The 24070-nt window shown below is 33.1% G+C and carries 16 protein-coding genes; 7 read left to right on the top strand and 9 right to left on the bottom strand.

All coding sequences use genetic code 11. The features are described 5' to 3' along the window. Positions 1-28: 28 nt before the first annotated feature. From RCH19_RS04405 to RCH19_RS04395, 3 genes are all read left to right on the top strand, one after another. The gene (locus RCH19_RS04405; protein WP_343022203.1) at positions 29-3124 is read left to right on the top strand and encodes an efflux RND transporter permease subunit; all 3096 of its coding nucleotides are present in this window, start codon (positions 29-31) and stop codon (positions 3122-3124) included. A gap of 84 nt (positions 3125-3208) precedes the next feature. Continuing rightward, positions 3209-4522, top strand: coding sequence for a TolC family protein (locus tag RCH19_RS04400; RefSeq protein ID WP_343022202.1), 1314 nt, complete (start codon positions 3209-3211; stop codon positions 4520-4522). A gap of 101 nt (positions 4523-4623) precedes the next feature. After that, positions 4624-5550 (top strand): AraC family transcriptional regulator, encoded by a 927-nt coding sequence (locus RCH19_RS04395; protein WP_121925144.1) that lies wholly within the window; start codon positions 4624-4626, stop codon positions 5548-5550. A gap of 2 nt (positions 5551-5552) precedes the next feature. On the opposite strand, the gene RCH19_RS04390 is transcribed toward RCH19_RS04395, so the two are convergent. Then, positions 5553-5927: a DUF779 domain-containing protein gene (locus RCH19_RS04390; protein WP_343022201.1), complete on the bottom strand. Its 375-nt coding sequence runs from the start codon at positions 5925-5927 to the stop codon at positions 5553-5555. Positions 5928-6002: 75 nt separating this feature from the next. Further along, positions 6003-7508 (bottom strand): aldehyde dehydrogenase family protein, encoded by a 1506-nt coding sequence (locus RCH19_RS04385; protein WP_343022200.1) that lies wholly within the window; start codon positions 7506-7508, stop codon positions 6003-6005. A gap of 263 nt (positions 7509-7771) precedes the next feature. On the opposite strand from RCH19_RS04385, the gene pheT reads away from it, so the two are divergent. Next, positions 7772-10192 carry a phenylalanine--tRNA ligase subunit beta gene (gene pheT, locus RCH19_RS04380; RefSeq protein WP_343022199.1) on the top strand — a complete coding sequence of 807 codons (2421 nt, stop codon included), beginning with the start codon at positions 7772-7774 and terminating at the stop codon, positions 10190-10192. A 117-nt stretch (positions 10193-10309) separates the two neighbouring features. Here the strand turns inward: pheT and RCH19_RS04375 are convergent, their stop codons facing one another. From RCH19_RS04375 to lon, 7 genes are all read right to left on the bottom strand, one after another. Then, positions 10310-10864, bottom strand: a complete 555-nt coding sequence (locus tag RCH19_RS04375; RefSeq protein WP_343022198.1) for a fasciclin domain-containing protein — start codon at positions 10862-10864, stop codon at positions 10310-10312. Positions 10865-11233: 369 nt separating this feature from the next. Next, positions 11234-13516, bottom strand: coding sequence for a GH92 family glycosyl hydrolase (locus RCH19_RS04370; protein WP_343022197.1), 2283 nt, complete (start codon positions 13514-13516; stop codon positions 11234-11236). A 149-nt stretch (positions 13517-13665) separates the two neighbouring features. Then, on the bottom strand, positions 13666-15450 hold the full coding sequence (gene rpsA, locus RCH19_RS04365) for a 30S ribosomal protein S1 (protein WP_121925138.1): 1785 nt from the start codon (positions 15448-15450) through the stop codon (positions 13666-13668). Between the two features lie 393 nt (positions 15451-15843). Continuing rightward, positions 15844-17220 (bottom strand): nucleoside permease, encoded by a 1377-nt coding sequence (locus RCH19_RS04360; protein ID WP_121925137.1) that lies wholly within the window; start codon positions 17218-17220, stop codon positions 15844-15846. A 70-nt stretch (positions 17221-17290) separates the two neighbouring features. After that, entirely contained in the window at positions 17291-17986 is a 696-nt protein-coding gene (gene cmk / locus RCH19_RS04355) for a (d)CMP kinase (protein ID WP_343022196.1), read from the bottom strand. A 16-nt stretch (positions 17987-18002) separates the two neighbouring features. Then, positions 18003-19022 (bottom strand): type IX secretion system protein PorQ, encoded by a 1020-nt coding sequence (gene porQ, locus RCH19_RS04350; RefSeq protein WP_343022195.1) that lies wholly within the window; start codon positions 19020-19022, stop codon positions 18003-18005. A 142-nt stretch (positions 19023-19164) separates the two neighbouring features. Continuing rightward, entirely contained in the window at positions 19165-21615 is a 2451-nt protein-coding gene (gene lon / locus RCH19_RS04345; RefSeq protein ID WP_343022194.1) for an endopeptidase La, read from the bottom strand. A gap of 310 nt (positions 21616-21925) precedes the next feature. Here lon and RCH19_RS04340 point away from each other — a divergent pair, with 310 nt between their 5' ends. From RCH19_RS04340 to RCH19_RS04330, 3 genes are read left to right on the top strand one after another with little or no spacing between them, the layout of a single operon-like run. Then, positions 21926-22480, top strand: a complete 555-nt coding sequence (locus tag RCH19_RS04340; RefSeq protein WP_343022193.1) for an RNA polymerase sigma factor — start codon at positions 21926-21928, stop codon at positions 22478-22480. Continuing rightward, positions 22477-23013, top strand: coding sequence for an anti-sigma factor (locus tag RCH19_RS04335; protein ID WP_343022192.1), 537 nt, complete (start codon positions 22477-22479; stop codon positions 23011-23013). Before RCH19_RS04340 ends, RCH19_RS04335 begins: the two co-directional genes overlap by 4 nt. Further along, on the top strand, positions 22997-24064 hold the full coding sequence (locus tag RCH19_RS04330) for a hypothetical protein (protein ID WP_343022191.1): 1068 nt from the start codon (positions 22997-22999) through the stop codon (positions 24062-24064). The genes RCH19_RS04335 and RCH19_RS04330 overlap by 17 nt, the downstream gene beginning before the upstream one ends. Positions 24065-24070: the final 6 nt, after the last annotated feature.

Here is a 24070-nt window from a genome sequence, read left to right as displayed (position 1 = left end):
AAAACCAACAATCAAAATAAAAATTTAAATGAGTTTATCAACTACAAGTATTAGAAGACCAGTAATGACCATAGTGATCAATTTGGCCATTGTGTTATTCGGATTAATAGGATATACTTTTTTGGGTGTTCGAGAATTTCCATCAATTGATCCTGCTCAAGTTTCTATTCGTACCAATTATGCTGGTGCAAATGCTGATATCATCGAATCCCAAATTACAGAACCTTTAGAGAAGGCAATTAACTCAATTGACGGAATTCGAAACGTAACTTCTTCGAGTGCGCAAGGAAGTAGTAATATTACGATCGAATTTAATCTGGATAAAAATCTTGAAGACGCCGCCAATGATGTTCGTGATAAAGTGTCACAAGCAGTGCGTAATCTTCCACAAGATATTGACTCTCCTCCTGTTGTTTCCAAGGCTGATGCCAATGGTGAAGCAATTATTTCGATGACAGTTCAGAGTGATACGCGAAGCGCACTAGAACTTAGTGATTATGCTGAAAATGTAATTTCCCAACGTTTAGAAACAATTCCTGGCGTGAGTGGTGTCCAAATTTGGGGACAAAAACGATACGCAATGCGTTTGTGGATTGATCCAATTAAATTAGCATCTTACGGCTGCACGGTTTCAGAAGTAAGAGAGGCCTTGAATAAACAAAATGTTGAATTACCTTCTGGAAAACTGACAGGCGCTAACACCGAATTAACAGTAAAAACTGTTGGTAATCTTTCTACTGCCGAGGAATTTAATAATATCATTATACGTTCTGAAGGAGATAAAATTGTTCGTTTAAGTGATATTGGAAGTGCTAGTATAGGTCCTGAAAATATTGAAACTAAAATGACACAATCTGGTACTCCTCTTGTTGGTGTTGCGATTGTTCCTTTACCTGGTGCCAATTATCTAGATATATCTAAAGAATTTTACAAAGTTTTTGAAGCCTTGAAAAAGGATTTACCGCAAGACATAAAATTAAATATAGCGATCGATAACACTATTTTTGTTAAAAGATCCGTTATTGAAGTAGCGGAAACACTGGGGATTTCGATTATTTTAGTAATCTTAATTATCTTTTTATTCTTTAGAGATTGGGCGATTGCATTTAGACCACTAATTGATATTCCGGTTTCATTAATTGCTACCTTCTTTATAATGTGGCTTTTTGGATTCTCGATCAACGTATTGACTTTACTAGCCATTGTTCTTGCAACAGGACTTGTAGTTGATGATGGAATTGTTGTTACCGAAAATATTTTTAAGAAAGTTGAAGAAGGAATGACTCCAATCGAGGCTGCAATTAAAGGTTCAAATGAAATATTCTTCGCTGTAATTTCGATTTCCGTAACCTTAGCAGCTGTATTTTTACCTGTTATTTTCCTCGAAGGATTTGTCGGGCGGCTATTTAGGGAATTTGGCGTCGTGATTGGCGCCGCTGTTCTTATTTCAGCCTTTGTATCACTAACGTTAACTCCTATGTTGAACGCGTACTTGATGAAAGGTGGCGAACAAAAGAAATCAAATTTTTATCTTAAAACAGAGCCTTATTTCCAGAAATTGAATAAAGGATATGCGGATTCACTATCTAATTTCATGAAAAGAAAGTGGCTGAGTTTCCCTATTTTATTCGTTTGTTTTGGACTGATTTATTTGTTTTTTAATTTATTACAAAAAGAGACAGCGCCTTATGACGATCGAAGTAGTTTTGTGATGCGTATGACTACTCCAGAAGGTTCTTCTTATGAGTATACTGACCGATTCATGCAAGAAATATCTAAATTAGTGGATGATTCTATTCCTGGAAAAAAGGTGAGTTTAGTTATTACCTCTCCTGGTTTTGGATCTTCATCTGTGAATAGTGGATTTATCCGTGTTTCATTAGTCGATCCTGGTGAAAGAACTGACTCTCAGAAAGAGATTGCCGAGAAACTTACAAAATGGACCAAGCGTTATCCCGAGGCTAAAACATCCATTATCGAACAGCCAACTATCGCTGTAAATAGACGTGGTGGTTTACCAATACAATATATAATTCAAGCACCGAATTTCGAGAAATTGAGAGAAAAAATTCCAATTTTTATGGATGAAGCTGCTAAAAATGAGACTTTCTCCATTACTGATGTGAATTTAAAATTCAACAAACCTGAAATTAATGTAACAATAGATCGCGAAAAAGCAGAAAGTTTAGGGATTTCAGTAATTGACATTGCACAAACGTTGCAACTCTCTTTAAGTGGACAGCGTTTTGGTTACTTTATGCGAAATGGAAAGCAGTACCAAGTAATTGGTCAGTTTGATCAAAAAGATCGATCTAAACCTCTTGACTTAACTTCGATGTTTGTTAAAAACAAGAAAGGTGAATTAATCCAGATGGACAACGTTGTTAATGTGGAAGAGCAAAGTAATCCGCCGCAATTATACCATAACAATAGATATCTCTCGGCGACTGTTTCTGCAGGTCTTGCTCCTGGTAAAAGTATCAATGATGGAATTGATGCGATGAATGAAATAAAAGCCAAAGTTTTAGACGATACCTTCACTACTGATTTAGGTGGAGAATCTCGAGATTTTGTTGAAAGTAGTTCGAATACAGCATTTGCTTTTGGACTAGCATTATTATTAATCTTCCTAATCCTATCAGCACAGTTTGAAAGTTTTATAGATCCATTCATTATTATTTTAACAGTGCCAATGGCAGTGGCAGGTGCTCTGTTCTCGTTATGGTTATTTAACCAAACGTGGAATATCTTTAGCCAAATTGGAACCGTCATGCTAATTGGTCTAGTAACTAAAAACGGAATATTAATTGTCGAATTTGCCAATCAACTCCGAGAGCAAGGAAAACCAAAATTAGAAGCCATTTTGGAAGCTTCAGAAGCAAGATTACGTCCTATTTTAATGACGAGTTTAGCAATTTCTCTAGGTGCACTTCCTATTGCGATATCTTTTGGTGCAGCTTCTACAAGTAGAATGGGAATGGGAGTTGTAATCGTAGGAGGAACAATTTTCTCTTTGGTCTTAACTTTGTTTGTTATTCCTGCGCTATACTTAATGTGGTCTAAAGCGAGAAAGCATTATCCAGAGTTTGACCATATTGAAGAATATGAAAAAGACGTTAATTAATAAAGAGGAATAGATATATCACGAAAAGTAAAACTTACAACTTAAATGTCTAAAAACACTTTTCGTGTCCAACAAAATATAATTATGACACATAATAAAATAATATTTCGAAGTTTGATTGTGCTATTCTTTTTTGCAGTTAATGTTAACGCACAAGAAGTATTAACAATAGAAAATGCTGTAAAAATCGCATTGGAAAACAACTACGAAATAAAAATTGCATCTAATAATTCATTAATTAGTAAAACCAACGTTACTTCAGGTAACGCAGGAATGCTTCCTAAAGCTACTGCAACAATCGTTGATAATAACGGAATCCAGAATCTTTCTCAAACACGTGCTGACGGTACGGTGACCACTTTGAATAATGGAAAAAGTAGTAATTTGAATTATGGTGTTGGTTTAGACTGGACCATTTTTGATGGTTTTAAAATGTTTGCGAAACTAGATCAATTGAAAGAACTTCAAAAGCTAGGCGAAGCGCAACTTAAAATGACGATAATCACAAAGATAAGTGATGTAAACGCAACCTATTTTGATCTTGTGCAGCAGCAACAACAGTTAGCAGCCTTAGACACTACAATTGTAATTTCGAACCAGCGTTTAAATTTGGCTCAAAATAGATTCTCCATTGGAAAAGCATCTAAGTTGGAAGTTTTAAATGCGCAAGTCGATTTAAATACTGATAAAGTAGCATTACTTAGACAAAAGGAATTATATGCAAACACTAAAATTGTTTTAAATCAGATCCTTGCAAGAGATGTCAAGACAGATTTTAATGTTGTTGATTCAATAACAGTTGATTCTACTTTACTACTTCCCCAATTAACGGAGTTAGCAGAAAAACAAAATCCACAATTAGAAGCTCAAATTATAAATAGAAAAGTAGCAGAATTACAATTAAAACAAATTAAAGGAACTCGATATCCAACTGTTAGACTAAACACGGGCTACAATTTTTCAGAAAGTCAGTCTAGCCTTGGCTTTACAACAGAATCTTCTGCGAGAGGTTTGAACTATGGTTTTAGTGCTTCGTTAAATTTATTTGATGGTTTTGCACAGAATAGAAATGAACAGATTGCTAAAATCCAAATTGATAACTCTAAACTAGCTTTTGATCAGCAAAATGAGCAACTTTATTCTCAATTAGCGACTTCATATCAAACGTATATGACAAATCTAGAGCTGATTGATTTAGAAGAGAAAAATGAGGCTATAGCCAATCAAAATTTAAATATCACACTAGATAAATTTAAAATTGGTACTATTACTACTCTTGAGTTCAGAACAGCACAATTAAATTATGTGAATGCAAAAGTTCGTTACAGCAACGCACAATTTCAAGCTAAATTATCAGAAATCGCGTTAAAAGAGCTAGCAGGAACAATTTCATTTTAACGTTAATCAAATGATTAATTTTTGTTAATTAGTAAATTCATTTGTAATCCATACTATTATTTTCCTTAAATTTAAACTTCGCCTTTTTTAAGTTTAAATCTATGAATAGTAATCGTGCCTTTATACATCCTCCATCATTATCAAATGAAAAATCATTAAAAACATTAGTGGAGAATAGAACCGTTTATTCCCTAAATCACTGTGAGTTAAATATTTTTGAGACATATGAACCTACTCAATCAGTACCATTAAAATTCAATGACTTTGTGGTTACGAGCATGTTGAGAGGAAAGAAGGTAATGCATCTTTTTGACGATCCCAGTTTTGTTTATTTACCAGGAGAAACAGTAGTTATTCCTTCTAATGTGGAAATGAAAATTGACTTTCCTGAAGCTTCTAAAAACAATCCTACACAATGTTTAGCTTTGGCGATAGACCATGCTAAGATTACAAACACTTTACACTATTTAAACGAAAGGTATCCTAAGGAGGGAAATTCGAATTTCTGGCAACTCAACTATCAAAATTACTTCTTTTACAATAATGTGGAATTAGCTTCTACAATCAATAAATTGATAAAAGAATGCATGAGTACTTCGATTACCAAAGATGTATTAGCTGATTTAACTTTACAAGAATTATTGATTCGGATTATCCAAACTCAAACTGCGAAAGCAATTAACGATGGTGAATACAGCGATCCGAAAAACCCAATCACACAAGTTGTAGAATTCATTCGATCCAACTTAAAGGAAAACATAAGTTTAAAGAATCTCAGCGAAAAGGCTTGTATGAGTACCACTTCATTTTATCGACTATTCAAAAGAGAATTAGGAATGAGTCCTATCGAATTTGTGATTAGCGAAAAAATTAGATGCGCTAAGCAACTACTGAAAAATCCAACGATTCAAATTAATGAGGTTTGCTATTTATCAGGATTTGAAGATTCTAATTACTTTATACGATTATTTAAAAAACATGAAGGAATTACTCCTAAGCAATACCAAGCACTTTATATAATCAACTAATCTTACTCTATAAACTTTAATGGTTCTAGAGATAGCTCCTCTTCCGGCGTGAAGATTCTATATTCAATACGGAATGTTTTTTTTAATGGCGTTTCTAAGGAAAAACCTCCTACTCCAAATGCATCAATGACATCTAAAGTAAAGTGAGAATGTTTCCAATATTCGAATAAATCATTGTCCACCCAAAACTCTGTATCCTCAATTGTACCAATGCATACGTCACCCATGCGCTGATAAAAACCACCTTTTTCAAAACATTGCGGCTGAGTTCCTTCACAACATCCACCGGCTTGGTAAAACATCAAATCACCGTGCTTTTCTTGTAAAATTTTTATTAATTCTACTGCTTTTTCTGTAGCGTCAATTCTTCTTTTCATAGGATTTAATTTTAAAATAAAACCTGGTAAATTTTACAATCTACCAGGTTTATGATTAACCAATAATCATTACTATTAAAAGAAACCTAATTTATTCTTATTATAAGAAATCAACATGTTTTTAGTTTGGCGATAATGTCCCAACATCATCTTGTGATTCTCACGTCCAATACCAGATTGTTTGTAACCACCAAAAGGAGCTCCAGCAGGATAAGAATGGTACTGATTGATCCAAACACGTCCAGCTTGAATAGCTCTAGGAACTTGGTAAATTTCGTGCGCATCACGAGTCCAAACTCCAGCACCTAATCCATACATAGAATCATTTGCAATAGCAATAGCTTCTTCAGTGGTTTTAAAAGTCGTTACTGCCAATACTGGTCCAAAAATCTCTTCTTGGAAAATACGCATTTTATTATTCCCTTTAAAAAGCGTTGGTTTAATGTAATAACCACCTGCAAGTTCGCCACCTAGATGATTTTCCTCACCGCCCGTTAAAACTTCTGCACCTTCTTCTTTACCTAATTTTATATAACTAAGAATTTTTTCTTTTTGAACTAATGAGGTTTGAGCTCCCATTGTAGTTGTTTTATCCAATGGATTCCCCATTATTATTGCTTCCGTTCTCTCGATAACTCTCGCAATAAATTTTTCATAAATATCTTCATGCACTAAAAGTCTTGAAGGACATGTACATATTTCTCCTTGGTTGAATGCAAATAATACAGCACCTTCAATCGCTTTGTCATAAAATGCATCATCGGCATCCCCTACTGACTTCATAAAAATATTTGGAGATTTTCCACCTAATTCTAATGTTACTGGAATTATATTCTCAGTTGCATATTGCATCACTAACCTTCCTGTTGGAGTTGAGCCTGTGAATGCAGCTTTAGACACTTTTTTATTCGTTACCAATGCTCTTCCTAGTTCAGCACCAAAACCATTCACGATATTTATTACACCAGCAGGAAGCACATCTGATATCAATTCCATCAATATTAAAATGGAAATTGGTGTACTTTCTGCAGGTTTTAAAACCACTGTATTTCCAGCTGCAAGCGCTGGTGCTAATTTCCAAACAGCCATTAAAATTGGAAAATTCCATGGAATTATTTGTGCAATAACACCTAAAGGTTCGCTTAAAGCAATAGAAACTGTATCCTCATCAAGCTCTGTAATTGAACTTTCTTCTGCTCTAATTACACCAGCAAAATATCTAAAGTGATCTGCTGCATATGGCATGTCAGCAGCAAGTGTCTCGCGAATTGCTTTTCCATTATCTACCGTTTCAATAGCGGCTAAATATTCCAAATTGTCTTCAATAATTTGCGCTATCTTGTTTAAAACGGTACTTCTCTCTGTAGCGGATGTTTTTCCCCAGGTTTGGAAGGCTTCGTGCGCTTTATCAACTGCAAAATCCACATCTACTTTAGTCGAATGTGCTGCTCTAGTAAACACTTTTCCATCTATGGGAGAAACAACATCAAAATACTGTCCGCCAATAGGTGGAACAAATTCTCCTCCTATAAAATTATCATACTTTGCCTTGAATTCAGGCCTTTTAACTATATTTCCCATACCATTAAATATTTTATTTTCTCAAATTTAGCTCTGAATTTCTTAACGTAATAGCACTATTCATTCAAGTAGTAGCATTAAATTTTCAAATGTGTTTTTTTAAAGTTATTATCTTAATATATTCTCATTTATTTGCTTTTTTGTTTAGCAATTATTTGTTTGGAATGGCTCAAAATTTTTATAAATGGTTACAAAAAAGCAAAAATTTTGTTTCTTTCTACAGTATGCAATCCTTATATTTGCACTCTCAATAAAATCGTAAAATGAAAATATCGTACAACTGGTTAAAGCAATTCATTAAAATAGACTGTAAATCAGAAGAGACTGCAGCTTTGCTAACAGATCTAGGTCTTGAGGTGGAAATTGTTGAGAAATATCAATCCGTAAAAGGTGGATTAGAAGGAATTGTTGTTGGACATGTACTCACTTGCGTTCAGCATCCAGATGCCGACCGATTGAAAATAACTACGGTAGATTTAGGTACAGGAACTCCATTGCAAATTGTATGTGGAGCTGACAATGTTGCTGCGGGACAAAAAGTGCCTGTTGCTACAATTGGAACTGTATTGTATGATAAAGAAGGAGTTTCTTTTACTATCAAAAAAGGAAAAATTCGTGGACAGGAAAGCCACGGAATGATTTGCGCTGAAGACGAACTAGGTTTAGGTGAAAGTCATGACGGAATTATGGTTCTCGATGAAGCATTGATTCCAGGAACTCCAGCCGCGACGGTTTTTAAAATTGAAAATGATGAAGTTTTTGAAATTGGATTAACGCCAAATCGTGCCGATGCAATGAGTCATTTAGGAACAGCACGTGACTTGCGAGCAGGAATGCAGCAAAAAGGTATTAATGTCGAATTAATAACACCTTCTGTTAGTAATTTTAGAGTTGATAAAAGAACACTAAAAATCGACATTGATGTCAAAGAGCCAAAGCTTGCTCCTAGATATTGTGGTGTAACTATTTCAGGTATTGAAGTTAAACCTTCTCCAGCTTGGTTACAAAATAGATTAAAATCAATTGGATTAAATCCAAAAAATAATATTGTAGATGTTACTAATTATGTATTACACGAATTAGGTCAACCACTACACGCATTTGACGCATCAAAAATAAACGGTAAAATCGTAGTACAAACGCTTCCTGCAGGAACTAAATTTGTTACTCTAGATGATATCGAAAGAACATTGCACGAAGAAGATTTGATGATCTGTGATGAGAAAGGTCCGTTATGTTTAGCAGGAGTTTTTGGTGGTAAAAAGTCAGGAGTTTCAGAAAACACAACTTCTATTTTCTTAGAAAGCGCTTACTTTAATCCAATAAGTATTCGTAAGTCGGCTAAGAGACATCAATTAAATACTGATGCTTCTTTTAGATTTGAAAGAGGTATTGATCCAACTATTACGGAATACGCTCTCAAACGCGCAGCTTTGCTGATTCAAGAAGTTGCAGGTGGAGAAATCACATCTGATGTTCTTAATGTTTATCCTAAGAAAATTGAAGACTTTACAGTTTTTCTAAACTTTAGTAAAGTAGCCAAAATTATTGGAGAAGAATTACCAAAAGATACAATCAAGAAAATATTAGTTTCCTTAGATATTAAGGTAAATAGTTTTTCTGACGCTGGATTAGGATTAACAATTCCTGCTTACAGAGTAGATGTACAAAGAGAAATTGATGTAATAGAAGAAATTCTAAGAGTTTATGGCTACAACAATATTAACTTTTCGAAAAAAGTAAATGCTACTGTTTCTAATTCTCCTAGAAATGAAGATTATAAGGTTCAAAATGTAATTGCTACTCAATTAAATTCTCAAGGATTTAATGAAATGATGGCAAATTCCTTGACGACAGCTTCATACATTGAACTTTCATCGGAATTAAATGCATCTCATAATGTAACTATGTTAAATCCGTTAAGTGCTGATTTATCTACAATGAGACAGTCCTTATTATTTTCAGGATTAGAAGCAGTGTCCTATAACATCAATAGAAAGAATGCGGATTTAAAATTATTTGAATTCGGAAAAACCTACCACAACTATCTTGCTGGTTACGAAGAGAAAAAACATCTAAGTATGTTTTTGACTGGAGATAGAAATCAAGAGAGTTGGACTCAAGCAGAAAAGCCATCTGATTTCTTTTTGTTTAAAGGATATGTGAGTGGAATACTTTCGAGATTAGGTATTTCAAAAACACAAAATGTACCAGCAACTTCAGATGTATTTTCAGAAGCAATCGCTATTGGATATGGTACGGAAACATTAGTTGAGCTCGGAGTTGTTAAAAAATCAATTTTGAAACACTTTGGAATTAAACAAGAAGTATTCTACGCTGATTTTAATTGGGCTTTAATTCTAAAACTTGTTACAACTAAAATTAAATACACTGAAATTCCAAAATATCCAGAGGTTACTAGAGATTTAGCTTTACTAATTGATCAAAGTGTAACATATGAAAGTATCTATAGTGTTGCAAAACAGACAGAGAAATCATTTTTAAAAGACATTAGCTTATTTGATGTATACGAAGGAAACAATCTTCCTGAAGGTAAAAAATCATACGCTTTACGCTTTACAATTCAAGATTGTTCAAAAACTTTGACTGATACTCAAATTGATAAAATCATGAGTAAATTGCAAAATAATTTTGAAACTGAACTTGGAGCAAGTTTAAGATAATTTTTTTTTTTTTGAAATCCCATTCGCTTCGGTGAATGGGATTTTTTTATACAAAAAAGGCTCTGCAAATTTTGCAGAGCCTTTTTAACTAATAAAACACCAACCTATAATCAACAATTAACTTTTTGGTAAAACCACTGCGTCAACAACGTGAATTACACCATTTGATTGGTTTACATCAGCAATAGTTACTTTAGCGCTTTTTCCGTTTTCATCTGTGATGTATAACGATTTTCCTTTCATCCATGCTGTTAATGTACCACCACTAATAGTTTTCAAAGTTGCTTTTCCTTTACCCATTTTGATAGCTTTTGCTATGTCCATTGAATTCATTTTTCCTGCAACAACATGATACGTTAATATTGTTTGTAACATTTTTAAATTTTCTGGCATCAATAAAGTTTCAACTGTTCCTTTTGGCAATTTATCAAATGCTGCATTTGTTGGAGCAAAAACCGTGAATGGTCCTTTACTTTGTAATGTCTCAACTAATCCTGCTGCTTTTACTGCTGCAACTAGCGTAGTGTGATCTTTAGAATTTACAGCGTTCTCAACGATGTTTTTTGTTGGATACATCGCTGCTCCACCAACCATTACTGTTTTTTGAGCGAATGATGTAGCTCCAAATACTAATGCTATAAAAGCAACTGATAAAAATTTTCTAGTGTTCATAATAATCTATTTTTTTAAGTTATATAAAGTCATTTACGCACTAAGATTGAGTTTGGTTTTAAAAAAACGAAAGTATTTTTCAAATTGCTGAATATCATATATTTATAAACAAAATATTTTAATCTCCTGAAAATAAAAAATACTCAAATAGCCCCGATTGTAGCGGCATCCTTTAATAAGGCATCAAGCCTTATTAAAGATATAGCGCAAAGCGGGACTAATAGTGAATAGAAAGCAAATGGCTGTGCTACTAAATACCACGAAATTATATAAAAAAAGCCTCACGGTTGTGAGGCTCTAAATAATCATAAAATTCAATTAAGTATTATTTTCAATTTTCGATCTAAAGTTAATTAATACTGTTTAAGTCTAGTTATGTTTATTACTCATCGTAAAAATCATTTTCCCTCCTTTTACAATTTCACTATGGTCAATAGAATAATTATTTACAGGTTTGCCATTTAATGTAATATTCTTGACAAACACATTTTTGTCAGATTGATTTTTTACTACTATCTCAAAAGTTTTACCATTTTCTAAATTAATCTTAGCATTATTCACCAATGGACTTCCAATAGAATATTCAGAAGAACCTGGCGCAACGGGATAAAAACCCATACTACTAAATATGTACCAAGCACTCATTTGGCCGCAATCGTCATTACCTCCTAGACCATCTGGCGTCGGTTTATATTGCATTTTCATAATATTTCGAACTTGAGCCTGAGTTTTCCAAGGCTGATATGTCCAATTGTATAAATATGCTACATGATGTGCAGGTTCATTTCCATGTACGTAACCACCAATAATTCCGTCACGGGTTATATCTTCTGTTTCCGCAAAGAAAGAATCTGGCAAATGCATAGTAAATAAGTTATCTAGTTTTTTTGTAAATATGCTTTTGCCTCCCATCGTATCAATTAATGCCGTAGGATTATGAGGTACAAAAAAGCTATAATTCCAACTATTACCTTCAATGAATCCTTGACCATGTGTACTTAATGCGTCAAATTCCTTTTTAAAAGTTCCATCAGCAAGTTTTGGACGCATAAAACCAACTGAAGCATCGTAATTGTTTTTCCAATTATCAGCGCGTTTGATAAATTCATTGTAGATATCTTGTCGGTTAAGTTTTTCAGCTAGTTGCGCTATTGTCCAATCATCATAAGAATACTCTAATGTATTTGAAACGGAAATATCTGTTTTCTCAGCAGCAATATATCCCTTATCAATATAGTCACCAATATTCTCGTAACTTCGCTTTCGTGCTGTTGCTACGCAAGCGTCTAATGCCTTGTTTGCATCACCTTTGTAACTTCCTTTAATAATCGCATCTGCAATCACAGAAACACTATGATAGCCGCTCATACACCAATTATCATTAGCATAGTGACTCCATATCGGTAACATTTTCAGTGTGCTTTGGTTGTAATGTTCTATCATCGATTGTACCATATCACTATTGCGATTAGTTTGAACCAAATTAAATAAAGGGTGCAACGCGCGGTAGGTATCCCATAAAGAAAAAGTAGTGTAATTTGTAAATCCAGCTGCTTTATGCACCTCTTGATCTAAACCTTTATATTCTCCATTAGTATCCATATAAGTCGTTGGACTAATAAAAGCATGGTACATTGCGGTATAAAAATTAATTTTGTTGTCATTAGAAGCGTCAATTACAATTTTATTTAATTCATTATTCCAATTTTCTTGCGTCTGAAGTTTTACTTTTTCAAAATCCCAATCTGGTATCTCGTTTTGCATATTTTCAATTGCATTTTTTTGACTCACGGGTGACAAAGCAAATTTAATTTTTACTTTTTCATCTTCTTCTGTATCAAAATCAAAATACATTCTGATTTTTTTACCCGCTATTTCTGGAAAATTTTGTTCTTGATTAAATTTTCTCCAAAAACCACGATAGATTTGCTTCGTATCAAAATTTTTCTGACCATAACCTTTAAAAGGTTTTGAAAAACTCATTGCAAAATATACAGTTCTTGTCCTACCCCATCCGTTAGTTTGTTTATAACCTGTTACTAAAGTATCATTAACAACTCGCACAAATGTCCATACATTTTTATCCTCATAATTATAAATACCGGCCATTAAATCTAATATTATATGAGCATCGTTAGTTTTTGGAAAGGTATATTGATGCATTCCAACACTTGTAGTTGCTGTTAATTCAGCTAAAATATTATCATCATCGAGCTTTACTTTATAGTAGCCAGCTTCAGCGACCTCATTTTTATGCGAAAATGAAGATCTAAAACCAGACAGTGGCTTATCTGCTGTTCCAGGATTTAATTGCAATTTTCCAACAGTTGGCATGATTTGGAAATCACCCAAATCTGAATGACCTGTTCCACTAAAATGTGTATGACTAAAGCCCACAATCGTTTTATCGTCATATTGATAACCTGCGCAGTATTTATAAACATCTGGATTGTATTTCCCGTTTACTGCATAAGGAATTGTATCTGTATCAGGACTTAATTGCACCATCCCAAAAGGCGATGTAGCACCAGGATAAACGTGACCCATGCGCTGAGTGCCAATGATAGGTTTAACATATTGAACAAGATTTTCCTTTTGGGCAAAAACCACTATTGATATAAGGCAGGTAATTATGGATGCTATTCTTTTCATTTCTTTTTATTAAAATAGAATTAATACTAGATTCTCAAAGATAGCTAATAACTAGAAAGAGTGTTGTAGGAAAAAATAGGTTTATTTATAACTAAAAAAAAAGCCTCACATTTCTGTGAGGCTTTCTATATTCAAAAAATTTCAAGAAATTACTTTTTCTCTGATTTTTCCATTTTAGCTTTCAATGCTGCTAATACATCATTGTTATCTCCTAAAGTTGCAGCAGCTGCATTATTAGTAGATGAAGATGCAGAAGAAGTATTTTCAGTAGCTGCTTTCACATTTTTCTCTTCTTCTTCACGGAAGATAGCAGTGTGAGATGCAACAACTCTTTTAAATTCTTTGTTAAATTCGATTACTTTGAAATCAGCTGAATCACCTTTTTTCAATTTCTTTCCGTCTTCTTTTTCAAGGTGACGAGTAGGAATGAAAGCAACGATATCATCTCCGAATTCTACAGTAGCTCCTTTATCAACAATTTCAGAAATTTCACCGTTGTGGATAGTTCCTACAGCGAAAGAATCTTCATACTGATCCCAAGGATTAGCAGTAGTTTGTTTGTGACCTAAAGATAATTTACGTCCGTCAACATCTAATTCTAATACTACTACGTCAAGTTTCTCACCAACATTTACAAATTCAGATGGGTGTTTGATTTTCTTAGTCCAAGAAAGGTCAGAAATGTAGATTAATCCATCAATTCCTTCTTCAAGTTCTACGAAAATACCAAAGTTTGTAAAGTTTCTAACGATACCTGTATGTTTAGAACCTACTGGGTATTTAGAAGTGATATCAGTCCAAGGATCTTGAGATAATTGTTTGATACCTAATGACATTTTACGGTCATCTCTATCTAAAGTTAAGATAACAGCCTCAACAACATCTCCTACTTTTACGAAATCTTGTGCAGAACGTAAATGAGTAGACCATGACATTTCAGAAACGTGGATTAAACCTTCAACACCTTCAGCAACTTCGATAAATGCACCGTAATCAGCGATTACAACTACTTTACCTTTTACTTTGTCTCCTATTGCTAATTTAGCATCTAGAGCATCCCAAGGGTGAGCATTTAATTGTTTCAATCCTAATTGAATTCTTGTTTTCTCATCATCAAAATCAAGGATTACAACATTTAATTTTTGATCTAATTCAAGAACTTCAGATGGGTGATTAATTCTTGACCAAGAAAGGTCAGTAATGTGAATCAATCCATCAACTCCACCTAAGTCAATAAAGACACCGTAAGAAGTAATGTTTTTAACAACACCTTCTAATACTTGACCTTTTTGTAATTGACCGATGATTTCTTTTTTCTGAATTTCGATATCCGCTTCAATAAGCGCTTTATGCGAAACAACAACGTTTTTGAATTCGTGGTTGATTTTCACAACTTTAAATTCCATCATTTTGTTAACGTAAACGTCATAATCTCTAATTGGTTTAACATCAATTTGAGATCCTGGTAAAAACGCTTCAATTCCGAAAACGTCAACGATCATACCACCTTTAGTTCTGCATTTTACAAAACCATTAACGATTTCTCCTGTTTCGTTAGCCGAAATAACTCTATCCCAAGATTTGATAGTACGAGCTTTTCTATGAGATAAAACTAATTGACCAGTTTTGTCTTCACGAATGTCGATTAATACTTCAACAGTATCACCTACTTTTAATGCTGGGTTGTAACGGAATTCGTTTAATGAAATAACACCTTCCGATTTTGCGTTGATATCAACGATAACGTCTCTATCTGTAATTCTAACAACAGTTCCATCAACTACCTCTTCTTGATCAGTAGCGATAAAAGTTTTTGAAACTAATTCTTCGAATTCTTGTAAGTTTTTTTGATCAACAGCATCAATACCTTCTTCGAAATTGTGCCAGTTAAAATTTGCTAAAAACTCTTCTTGTGATTTTACTTGTTCAGACATGCTGATTAAAAATTTGTATTCTGTATTCTCTCGAGTTTCTTAGTGTGCTAGAAAACAGCAGAAGTTGTTTGTATAATTAGTTGAACCCCAAAGGAAACTCTTATTCACCAAATGGACTGCAAAAGTAGCACATTTAAATTAAATAACAAAACTTTGTAAACAGTATAATTGATTGATTATTAGGAGCACAAATTTTATTACTTTTCAAGAAATCTAGTCCCGCTTTCCGCTTTATCTTTTCTATAGTTTCTAGCCTTTAAAATGCTGAAAACTATTGAAAAGGATGCCGCTTCAATCGGGGCTAATCAAAATTAACTTGCAATTCTAAAAATATAAAAAAAAGCCCGACAAATTTTTAAAAATTTATCGGGCTTTCCATTTATCGGGCTGCTCTTAATGACTGATATTTTCTAGCGCTTTTGGATCATGCTTGTGTTTAAACAATATAGCAAAAGCCACCGCAATAATTAAAGCATAAATTGCAAAAGCAAGCCATATCGTATGCCAATCTTTCATTAGAACTACTTTACTAAATAGGCCATCGCTTGAAATCGCATTTCCCTGACTTGTTATAAACTCAGTCATTTTAGAGTTTGTTGGTTCTGTTTCTAGAAAGCCAGCTAAATCTTTTGTATTGTTAAAAGACTTTGTGAAGTATTTATCAATAGCCCATCCTGAAGTGAAACTTCCTAAAACTGCTCCAAAACCATTTGTCATCATCATAAACAAACCTTGTGCTGAAGATCTATTTTTAGGATCTGTATTCGTTTCTACAAACAGTGATCCTGATATATTAAAGAAATCAAACGCCATTCCGTAAACTACACACGACATTATAATCATCCATAATCCAGTAGTTGGATTCCCGTAAGCAAATAGTCCGAAGCGCAATACCCATGCCAACATACTAATCAACATTACTTGTTTGATTCCAAAACGCTTCAAGAAAAAAGGAATTGCAAGGATAAACAAGGTCTCAGAAATTTGAGAAATAGACATAATTATAGTTGAATATTCTACTACAAATGAATCAGCATATTTAGGAAAATGCTTAAACTCATCTAAAAATACATCACCATACGCATTTGTTAACTGTAACGCTCCTCCTAAAAACATAGAGAATATAAAAAACAGCGCCATTTTATAATCAGCAAACAATTTAAATGATTCTAAACCTAATGTTTCCATTAGCGATGCGTTCTCTTTGGTAAGTTTCTGTGGCTTACACTTTGGCAAAGTAAAAGCGTAAATACCTAATACTAATGCTGCTATACCTGCAATATAAAATTGGTATTCAGTGGCTTTGCTTCCAGATAGATTTGTAATCCACATCGCTGCTATAAAACCGACCGTTCCCCAAACCCTGATAGGCGGAAAACTCTTGATTACATCTTCATCATTTAATTTAAGTGCTGTGTATGAAATAGAGTTACTTAGCGCAATTGTTGGCATGTAAAAACACATTGCCAAAAGCATAATATAAATAAAATTTTCAGGACTCGTGACTTGGGGAATGTAGAATAAAACGGCAGCGTAAAGAACATGCAGAATTCCGTATAATTTTTCAGCATTTATCCATCTATCGGCTAAGATTCCGGTTAGCGTTGGCATAAATAATGAAGCAATTCCCATGGTACCAAAGACCAATCCAAATTGCGTTCCATCCCACTCTTTGGTGCCAAACCAATAATTTGCAATTGTAATTAACCAAGCTCCCCAAACAAAAAACTGAAGAAAGCTCATTATTATCAATCTATTTTTAATTCCCATAAGATGAATTGTTTTTATTTAAAAAATAAGAGGACGTAAATCTACTATTAAAAATGATATCTGCAACTATTTATATCGATTTAGTAGCGTCAATTACGATTTCTAAAACTAACTGAAATTGCTCTTCTCTATCCAAGTGAGAATTATCAATTTCGATAGCGTCTTCAGCCATTACAAGAGGAGAATCAGCGCGGTGCGTATCAATATAATCGCGTTCTTCAACGTTTTTAAGAACTTCTTCAAAAGTCACATTATCACCTTTAGCTACTAATTCGTCATAACGTCTTTGCGCTCTAGTAGTTGCACTTGAGGTCATGAAAATTTTAAGTTCTGCCTCTGGAAAAACAACAGTACCTATATCTCGGCCGTCCATTACGATTCCTTTGTCTTTACCCATTTCTTTTTGTTGCTCCACTAATTTAGATCGAACTTCAGAAATCTCTGCAACTTTGCTCACAAAACTAGAAACTTCGATAGTGCGTATTTCAGTTTCGACGTTCACGTCATTGAGGTACATTTCCCCAAAACCTAAAGCATCATTAAACTTGAATTGCAGTTTTATGTAAGGCAAACTATTGATTAAAGAATCTTTATCAAAAAATTCAGAAGTAATATATCCATTTTGCATTGCAAATAGAGCGACAGCGCGATACATTGCACCAGTATCCACATAAACATATCCTAAATGATTGGCAATTTGCTTTGCTAATGTGCTTTTCCCAGTCGATGAAAACCCATCAATTGCGATAGTAATTTTTTTATTCAAAATTTAAATTTTTATATTATTGAAAATTTACTGTTAATCCAAACAGACTTGTATTTCCTGCTAAGGTGTATCTCGAGTAGGAATAATTGAATTTTAACTTATTCATTTTAAGTCCGAATCCTAAAGAAACTCCCGAAAAGTTTCGCTGTTCTAAAAGTCTCAGTTCCTCCGCTCTCCTAAAATTATAACCAACTCTTAAATTAAATGCTTTTTTAGGGAATAATTCTACTCCTATTATTGCGTGTCGTAAAGCATTATTTACAAATGAAACTTTTTCAGCCTTCACCTCGCCATCTAGTGATGACTCTGCTCTTTCGGGATTCGAAAAGCTGAGATTCCATTGCTGCAAATTTTCTAAAGTAAGATGCCAACGAATGGGAACATTTTCTAACTCTTGAGAAACACCGGCGATAATTTCGAGTGGTAACTTTTCATTAACATCATTATATGTAGAAAATTGTGTTCCTATATTTCTAATTGCTAAAGCCCAATTTACGTCATTTCTTTCGTCAATGAACAAAGCACCAATATCTAAAGCACCTCCAAAGGAATGATACGACTCTAAACTTGAAGATATTAATTTAGCGCTAGCTCCTACGTGAATATTTGTGTACGGAATGTTGTATGCATAACCAAATGAAAGTGCTATTTCACTTCCTGTAAATGATGATGTCGATTGACCATTTTCATCATAGCCCTCAAAGCTGCCATAATTCACATAATTGACTCCAGCTTGAAAAGTGTTAATATGACGATCATAAGTGTAAGCATAGGATGCTGTTCCATAAGTGACTTCCTTAAAATAGCTACCATAATTCAAAGCTAAATGGTTATCCATTTCTGCATTGATAGTAGCAGGATTAAAATGTACTTGATTAACATCATCGTCGTAAATCGTTACAACTTTCCCTCCTAATGCGGCTTGCCTTGGCGACGTAACTAAATTCAAAAACTGATAGGTATACTTCCCTCCTATTTGACTGTATGACGCAGCGCAAATAAGTAGAAAAAGATATAATAAAAGTTTTTTAAGCATTCTTTGAAGTGCGATTTATGAAAGTAAAACGCAGTTGCGAAGATAAAATTATAAATCTGATTTAAATCAAAAAAAAATCCAAATTCCAATTCTTAAAAATTAAGATTTGGAATTTGAATTTTAATATTGGAAGCTCTTTTATTTACAAAACCTTTGCATTTTTTACATCTTGGTCTGTTAAAGCATATTCTAAGACTTCGCTCATTTCTTTTACGTAATGAAAAGAAAGACCTTCTAAATATTCTGCTTTAATTTCGTTAATATCACTTTTATTTTCGTGACATAAAATTATATCCTTGATGTTTGCTCTTTTTGCAGCAAGAATTTTTTCTTTAATTCCGCCTACAGGAAGAACCTTTCCGCGCAATGTAATCTCTCCAGTCATCGCTAAGTTTTTCCTCACTCTCTTTTGTGTGAACAAAGAAACTAATGAAGTTAACATTGCGATTCCAGCACTTGGACCATCTTTTGGAGTTGCTCCTTCTGGTACGTGCAAATGAATATTATATTTCGAAATAATATCAGAATCTAATCCTAATAATTTAGTATTTGCCTTTATGTATTCTAATGCAATCGTTGCCGATTCCTTCATAACTGTTCCCAAATTCCCTGTAATAGTCATTGTTCCTTTTCCTGGAGATAGTAAAGATTCAATGAAAAGAATATCTCCACCCACAGAAGTCCATGCTAATCCAGTTACCACACCAGCTACGTCGTTAGTCTCGTACTTATCTCTCCCTAATCTTGGAACACCTAATACTTTTAAAATGTCCTCGTCAGTTACTTTTTTATTATACTCTTCTTCCATAGCGAGTGACTTTGCCGCATTACGGATTACTTGTGCAATTTTTGCTTCAAGTCCACGAACACCAGATTCACGAGTGTAACCTTCTACAATTTTTTCCAACTGTTTTTTTCCAATGGATAAATCTTTAGTAGTCATTCCGTGCTCTTTTAATTGTCTTGGAAACAAATGCTGACGCGCTATTTCTACCTTTTCCTCGATAGTGTAACCAGACATTCTTATAATTTCCATTCTATCTTGTAAAGCAGGTTGAATTGCCGACATATTATTAGATGTCGCAATAAACATCACTTTAGATAAGTCATATCCCATTTCAAGGAAGTTATCGTAAAATGAATTATTTTGCTCAGGATCTAAAACTTCTAATAACGCAGATGATGGATCCCCATTATGACTGTTTGATAATTTATCAATTTCATCTAAAACAAAAACAGGATTTGACGTTCCAGCTTTCTTTAAACTTTGGATTATTCTTCCTGGCATTGCGCCAATATATGTCTTTCTATGCCCTCTAATTTCGGATTCATCGCGTAATCCACCTAAAGAAATTCGAACATATTCTCTTCCTAAAGCTTCGGCGATAGAGCGTCCAATCGATGTTTTACCAACTCCTGGAGGTCCAGTCAAACAAATAATAGGTGATTTCATATCATTGCGCAATTTCAAAACTGCTAAATGCTCAATCATTCTTTTTTTAACATCCTCTAACCCAAAATGATCCTTATCAAGGATTTTTTGCGCTCTTTTTAAATCAAAATTATCTTTCGAAAATTCATTCCAAGGTAATTCTAAAAATAATTCTAAATAATTTCGTTGGATACCAAAATCTGGTGCTTGCGGATTCATGCGGCGCATTTTTGACAATTCTTTCTCGAAATGATTTTTGGTTTTTTCATCCCATTTTTTAGACAAAGATTTCTGTAACATCTCGTCCATCTCTTCTTCCTGTGAAACACCGCCTAGCTCTTCTTGGATGGTTTTCATTTGTTGATGAAGAAAATATTCTCTTTGTTGCTGATCTAAATCAAAACGAACTTTAGACTGAATGTCATTCTTTAATTCAAGTTTTTGCAACTCGATATTCATATATCGAAGCGTCTCTAATGCTCTATCCTTTAGTTTATTGATAGCAAGTAAATCCTGCTTTTCTTTAACTGATAAATTCATGTTAGAAGTAACAAAATTTATCAAGAAAGATTGACTTTCAATATTTTTTATTGCAAAAGTAGCTTCACTAGGAATGCTTGGGCTTTCTTTAATAATTTGGATTGCTAACTCCTTTACAGAATCCAGTATTGCTAAAAATTCAGTATCGTTTTTCTTTGGTCTTTTTTCAGGAACTTCCTTTATTTTTGCTGTTATATATGGTAATTCATCTACTACAGAGTCAATTTCAAAACGCTTTTTCCCTTGTAGAATTACCGTGATATTTCCATCAGGCATTTTTAACACGCGTAAAATTCGCGCAACGGTTCCTATTTTATGAATATCTTTTTTCGTTGGATCTTCTTCCTCTTCGTTGATTTGAGCAACAACACCTATCGTTTTTCCTGCAGCGTTGGCATCATTTATCAATTTAATAGATTTGTCACGTCCTGCTGTAATTGGAATCACAACTCCTGGAAACAAAACCATATTACGTAAAGGTAAAATGGCGAGTAATTCAGGTAAAGCTTCATTATTCATTTCCTCCTCGTCTTCAGGAGTTAAAAGTGGAATTAAATCTGCCTCAGAATCAAATTCTTGAAGTGACAGATTGTCAATTGTAAGTATTTTGTGATTTGACATATATTATTTTAAGTCTTTTTGTCATTAAAAAAAATCAGTATTTAAGCAAATATACCGTTTCAAAGTAATCTAATACCATATAAACCGTGTTTAATACCTAATATTTGCTAGAGGGTAAAAGATTCAATCTCTGTGCCAAAGCGAATGTTTCAATTTGGAATTTCCCCTTCTTATACAATTTAAACGCATTGGAAAACATTACTTTTTTTAAAGAAAAAAATAAATAATTTAAGAAAAAAGAAAGATTAATTTTATTAAGTGTAACAAAAATTTAATTAGTGAGTCTTTATAGTATAACATAACCAGTTGATTGAGTTTAAACCAAATTAATATCGAAGACTTGATTTTGCTTTGTAAGCAAAAAAATCAAAAAGCACAATGCGAAGTTTACAATCGCTATGCTAAAGCGATGTATAATGTTTCGTATAGAATTGTAAAAGATGCCCACTATGCTGAAGATGTTATGCAAGAAGGTTTTTTGAAAGCTTTTGATAAAATAAATAATTACAAGCAAGAAGTTGCTTTTGGCTCTTGGCTTAAGAGGATTATTGTCAATGCTAGTATAGATTTTTACAAAAAAAACAATCAATTTAGTTTAGAAGATTTTGAAAGTAATGTTTATAAAATCGAGGAGAATTGTGAAGATTCAGCAGATGTTGAATCGTTTAATAACTTAAAAGTAAAGCAAATATTAGAAACGATAAACGCTCTCAAATATAATTACAGAATGGTTTTAACGCTATTCTATATCGAAGGCTACGATTCTGAAGAAATTAGCGAAATTTTGAACATAAGCAATTCTAACTGTAGAACAACTTTAAGCCGAGCTAAAGAAAGTCTTAGAAAAAAATTAGAAGAAATATGAAAAAGGAAAATGATAAAATAGATAATGTATTTCAAAAAGTAAATCAAAACTGGGACGTAGAAGACTTACAAGATGGTCATAACAAACGATTTTTAAATAAACTAAAGACTAAAAAAAGATCAAAAAAATATTTTCTTCCGTTAGCAATTGCAGCCTCAATTGCGCTGTTACTAGGAATATCTTTTTTTCATAAATCAGAAGAGAAAGTAAACGAGTTTCAATTTGCTTCGAAAGAAACAAGACAAACTGATTCCATATTTACAGTTGTGATAAAAAAAGAGCTAGAGAAATTAAATGAGAAAAAATCTCCAGAAAATAAAAAAATTATCAACGATGCTTTAAAGCAAATGAAAATTCTAGATCAAGATTATGAAAAAATAATTATCGAATTAGAAACCAACGGAGAAAGCAAGCAAATAATTTACGCAATGATTAGCAATCTTCAAACTAGGATTTCGTTTTTACAAACCGTGATGCAACATATAGAAGAAAATGAACAATTAAAACAGCTTCCCGATGAAAAAACAATGTAAAATTTTATTTTTTCTACTTATCATTCCATTTCTTGGATACGCAGGAGAAACCGATTTTAATTATTCGAAACAGAAGAATATTAGTAAAGCCTATACTGTAAACTCAGATGTGACCCTATCAATTGATAATTCCTATGGTAATATTTCTGTTACAACATGGAATGAAGATAAAGTCGAACTTGACATCAGTATAAAGGTAAGTGGCGATAATGAAAAGTGGGTAAATCAGCGCATAAATGATATTGATATAGATATTGTTGCACTAAAAAATTTAGTTTCAGCTACAACAATTATTAGTAATTCGAGTTCGAAAAATCAAGGAAGAAATAATAGCTTCGAAATTAATTACACATTAAAAATACCAAAAAATGGAAGTGTAAAGCTTATTAACAAATATGGAAACATTGTAACCGCAGATATTTATGGTGATGCTGAAATCAAATGTAAATATGGAAAAATAAATACTGGTAAACTTCTTAAAAACAGTTCAGTTCAAATTGATTACTGCTCAAATTCTACCATTGCTCTTTTAAAAAATGGTACCGTAATTGCAAAATATTCGAATTTGAAAATAACTGAGGCTAATAAATTAGATTTAATTTCCGATTATACTGACGTTACTATATTTGACAGTGACGAAATCAAATACAGCAGTAAATATGGAAAGATCACAATTATAAGTGTCAAAACATTGAATGCTACTGGAAATTATTTGACAATACGCATTGGAGAAGTTTCCGATTATTTAAAATTAAATACAAAGTATAGTTCTTTAAATATTGATAGAATTAATGCCAAAGTAAACACTGTCAACATTGCCGCCGGCTACACCGGAATTAATATTGGTTATGACAGTAACTATGCTTTCGATTTTAATGTATCCTTGAAATATGCCAATTTTAATTATGATAACGATCTAGACTTTAGCGTTAAAGAAGTAGTGTCAAATTCAAAAAAGTACAGTGGATTTTACAAGAAAAAGGGAGTTAATAATTTAATTATCATGTCTGATTATGGAAACGTATCACTGCAAAAAAACAATAAACAATAATCATTA

The sequence above is a fragment of the Flavobacterium sp. PL12 genome (assembly GCF_039123485.1).
GTDB classification, from domain to species: domain Bacteria; phylum Bacteroidota; class Bacteroidia; order Flavobacteriales; family Flavobacteriaceae; genus Flavobacterium; species Flavobacterium weaverense.
Note: the sequence above shows the minus strand (reverse complement) of the source record. Positions and strands in the feature narration are given on the sequence as shown.

Bases quoted from the DNA above. Each gene is read 5' to 3' on its own strand.
- RCH19_RS04400 (WP_343022202.1), top strand. From the start codon at position 3,209: ATGACACATAATAAAATAATATTTCGAAGTTTGATTGTGCTATTCTTT.
- RCH19_RS04375 (WP_343022198.1), bottom strand. From the start codon at position 10,864: ATGAACACTAGAAAATTTTTATCAGTTGCTTTTATAGCATTAGTATTT.
- RCH19_RS04335 (WP_343022192.1), top strand. From the start codon at position 22,477: ATGAAAAAGGAAAATGATAAAATAGATAATGTATTTCAAAAAGTAAAT.
- RCH19_RS04390 (WP_343022201.1), bottom strand. From the start codon at position 5,927: ATGAAAAGAAGAATTGACGCTACAGAAAAAGCAGTAGAATTAATAAAA.
- rpsA (WP_121925138.1), bottom strand. From the start codon at position 15,450: ATGTCTGAACAAGTAAAATCACAAGAAGAGTTTTTAGCAAATTTTAAC.
- RCH19_RS04395 (WP_121925144.1), top strand. From the start codon at position 4,624: ATGAATAGTAATCGTGCCTTTATACATCCTCCATCATTATCAAATGAA.
- RCH19_RS04385 (WP_343022200.1), bottom strand. From the start codon at position 7,508: ATGGGAAATATAGTTAAAAGGCCTGAATTCAAGGCAAAGTATGATAAT.
- RCH19_RS04360 (WP_121925137.1), bottom strand. From the start codon at position 17,220: ATGGGAATTAAAAATAGATTGATAATAATGAGCTTTCTTCAGTTTTTT.
- RCH19_RS04370 (WP_343022197.1), bottom strand. From the start codon at position 13,516: ATGAAAAGAATAGCATCCATAATTACCTGCCTTATATCAATAGTGGTT.
- RCH19_RS04330 (WP_343022191.1), top strand. From the start codon at position 22,997: ATGAAAAAACAATGTAAAATTTTATTTTTTCTACTTATCATTCCATTT.
- porQ (WP_343022195.1), bottom strand. From the start codon at position 19,022: ATGCTTAAAAAACTTTTATTATATCTTTTTCTACTTATTTGCGCTGCG.
- pheT (WP_343022199.1), top strand. From the start codon at position 7,772: ATGAAAATATCGTACAACTGGTTAAAGCAATTCATTAAAATAGACTGT.
- lon (WP_343022194.1), bottom strand. From the start codon at position 21,615: ATGTCAAATCACAAAATACTTACAATTGACAATCTGTCACTTCAAGAA.
- RCH19_RS04405 (WP_343022203.1), top strand. From the start codon at position 29: ATGAGTTTATCAACTACAAGTATTAGAAGACCAGTAATGACCATAGTG.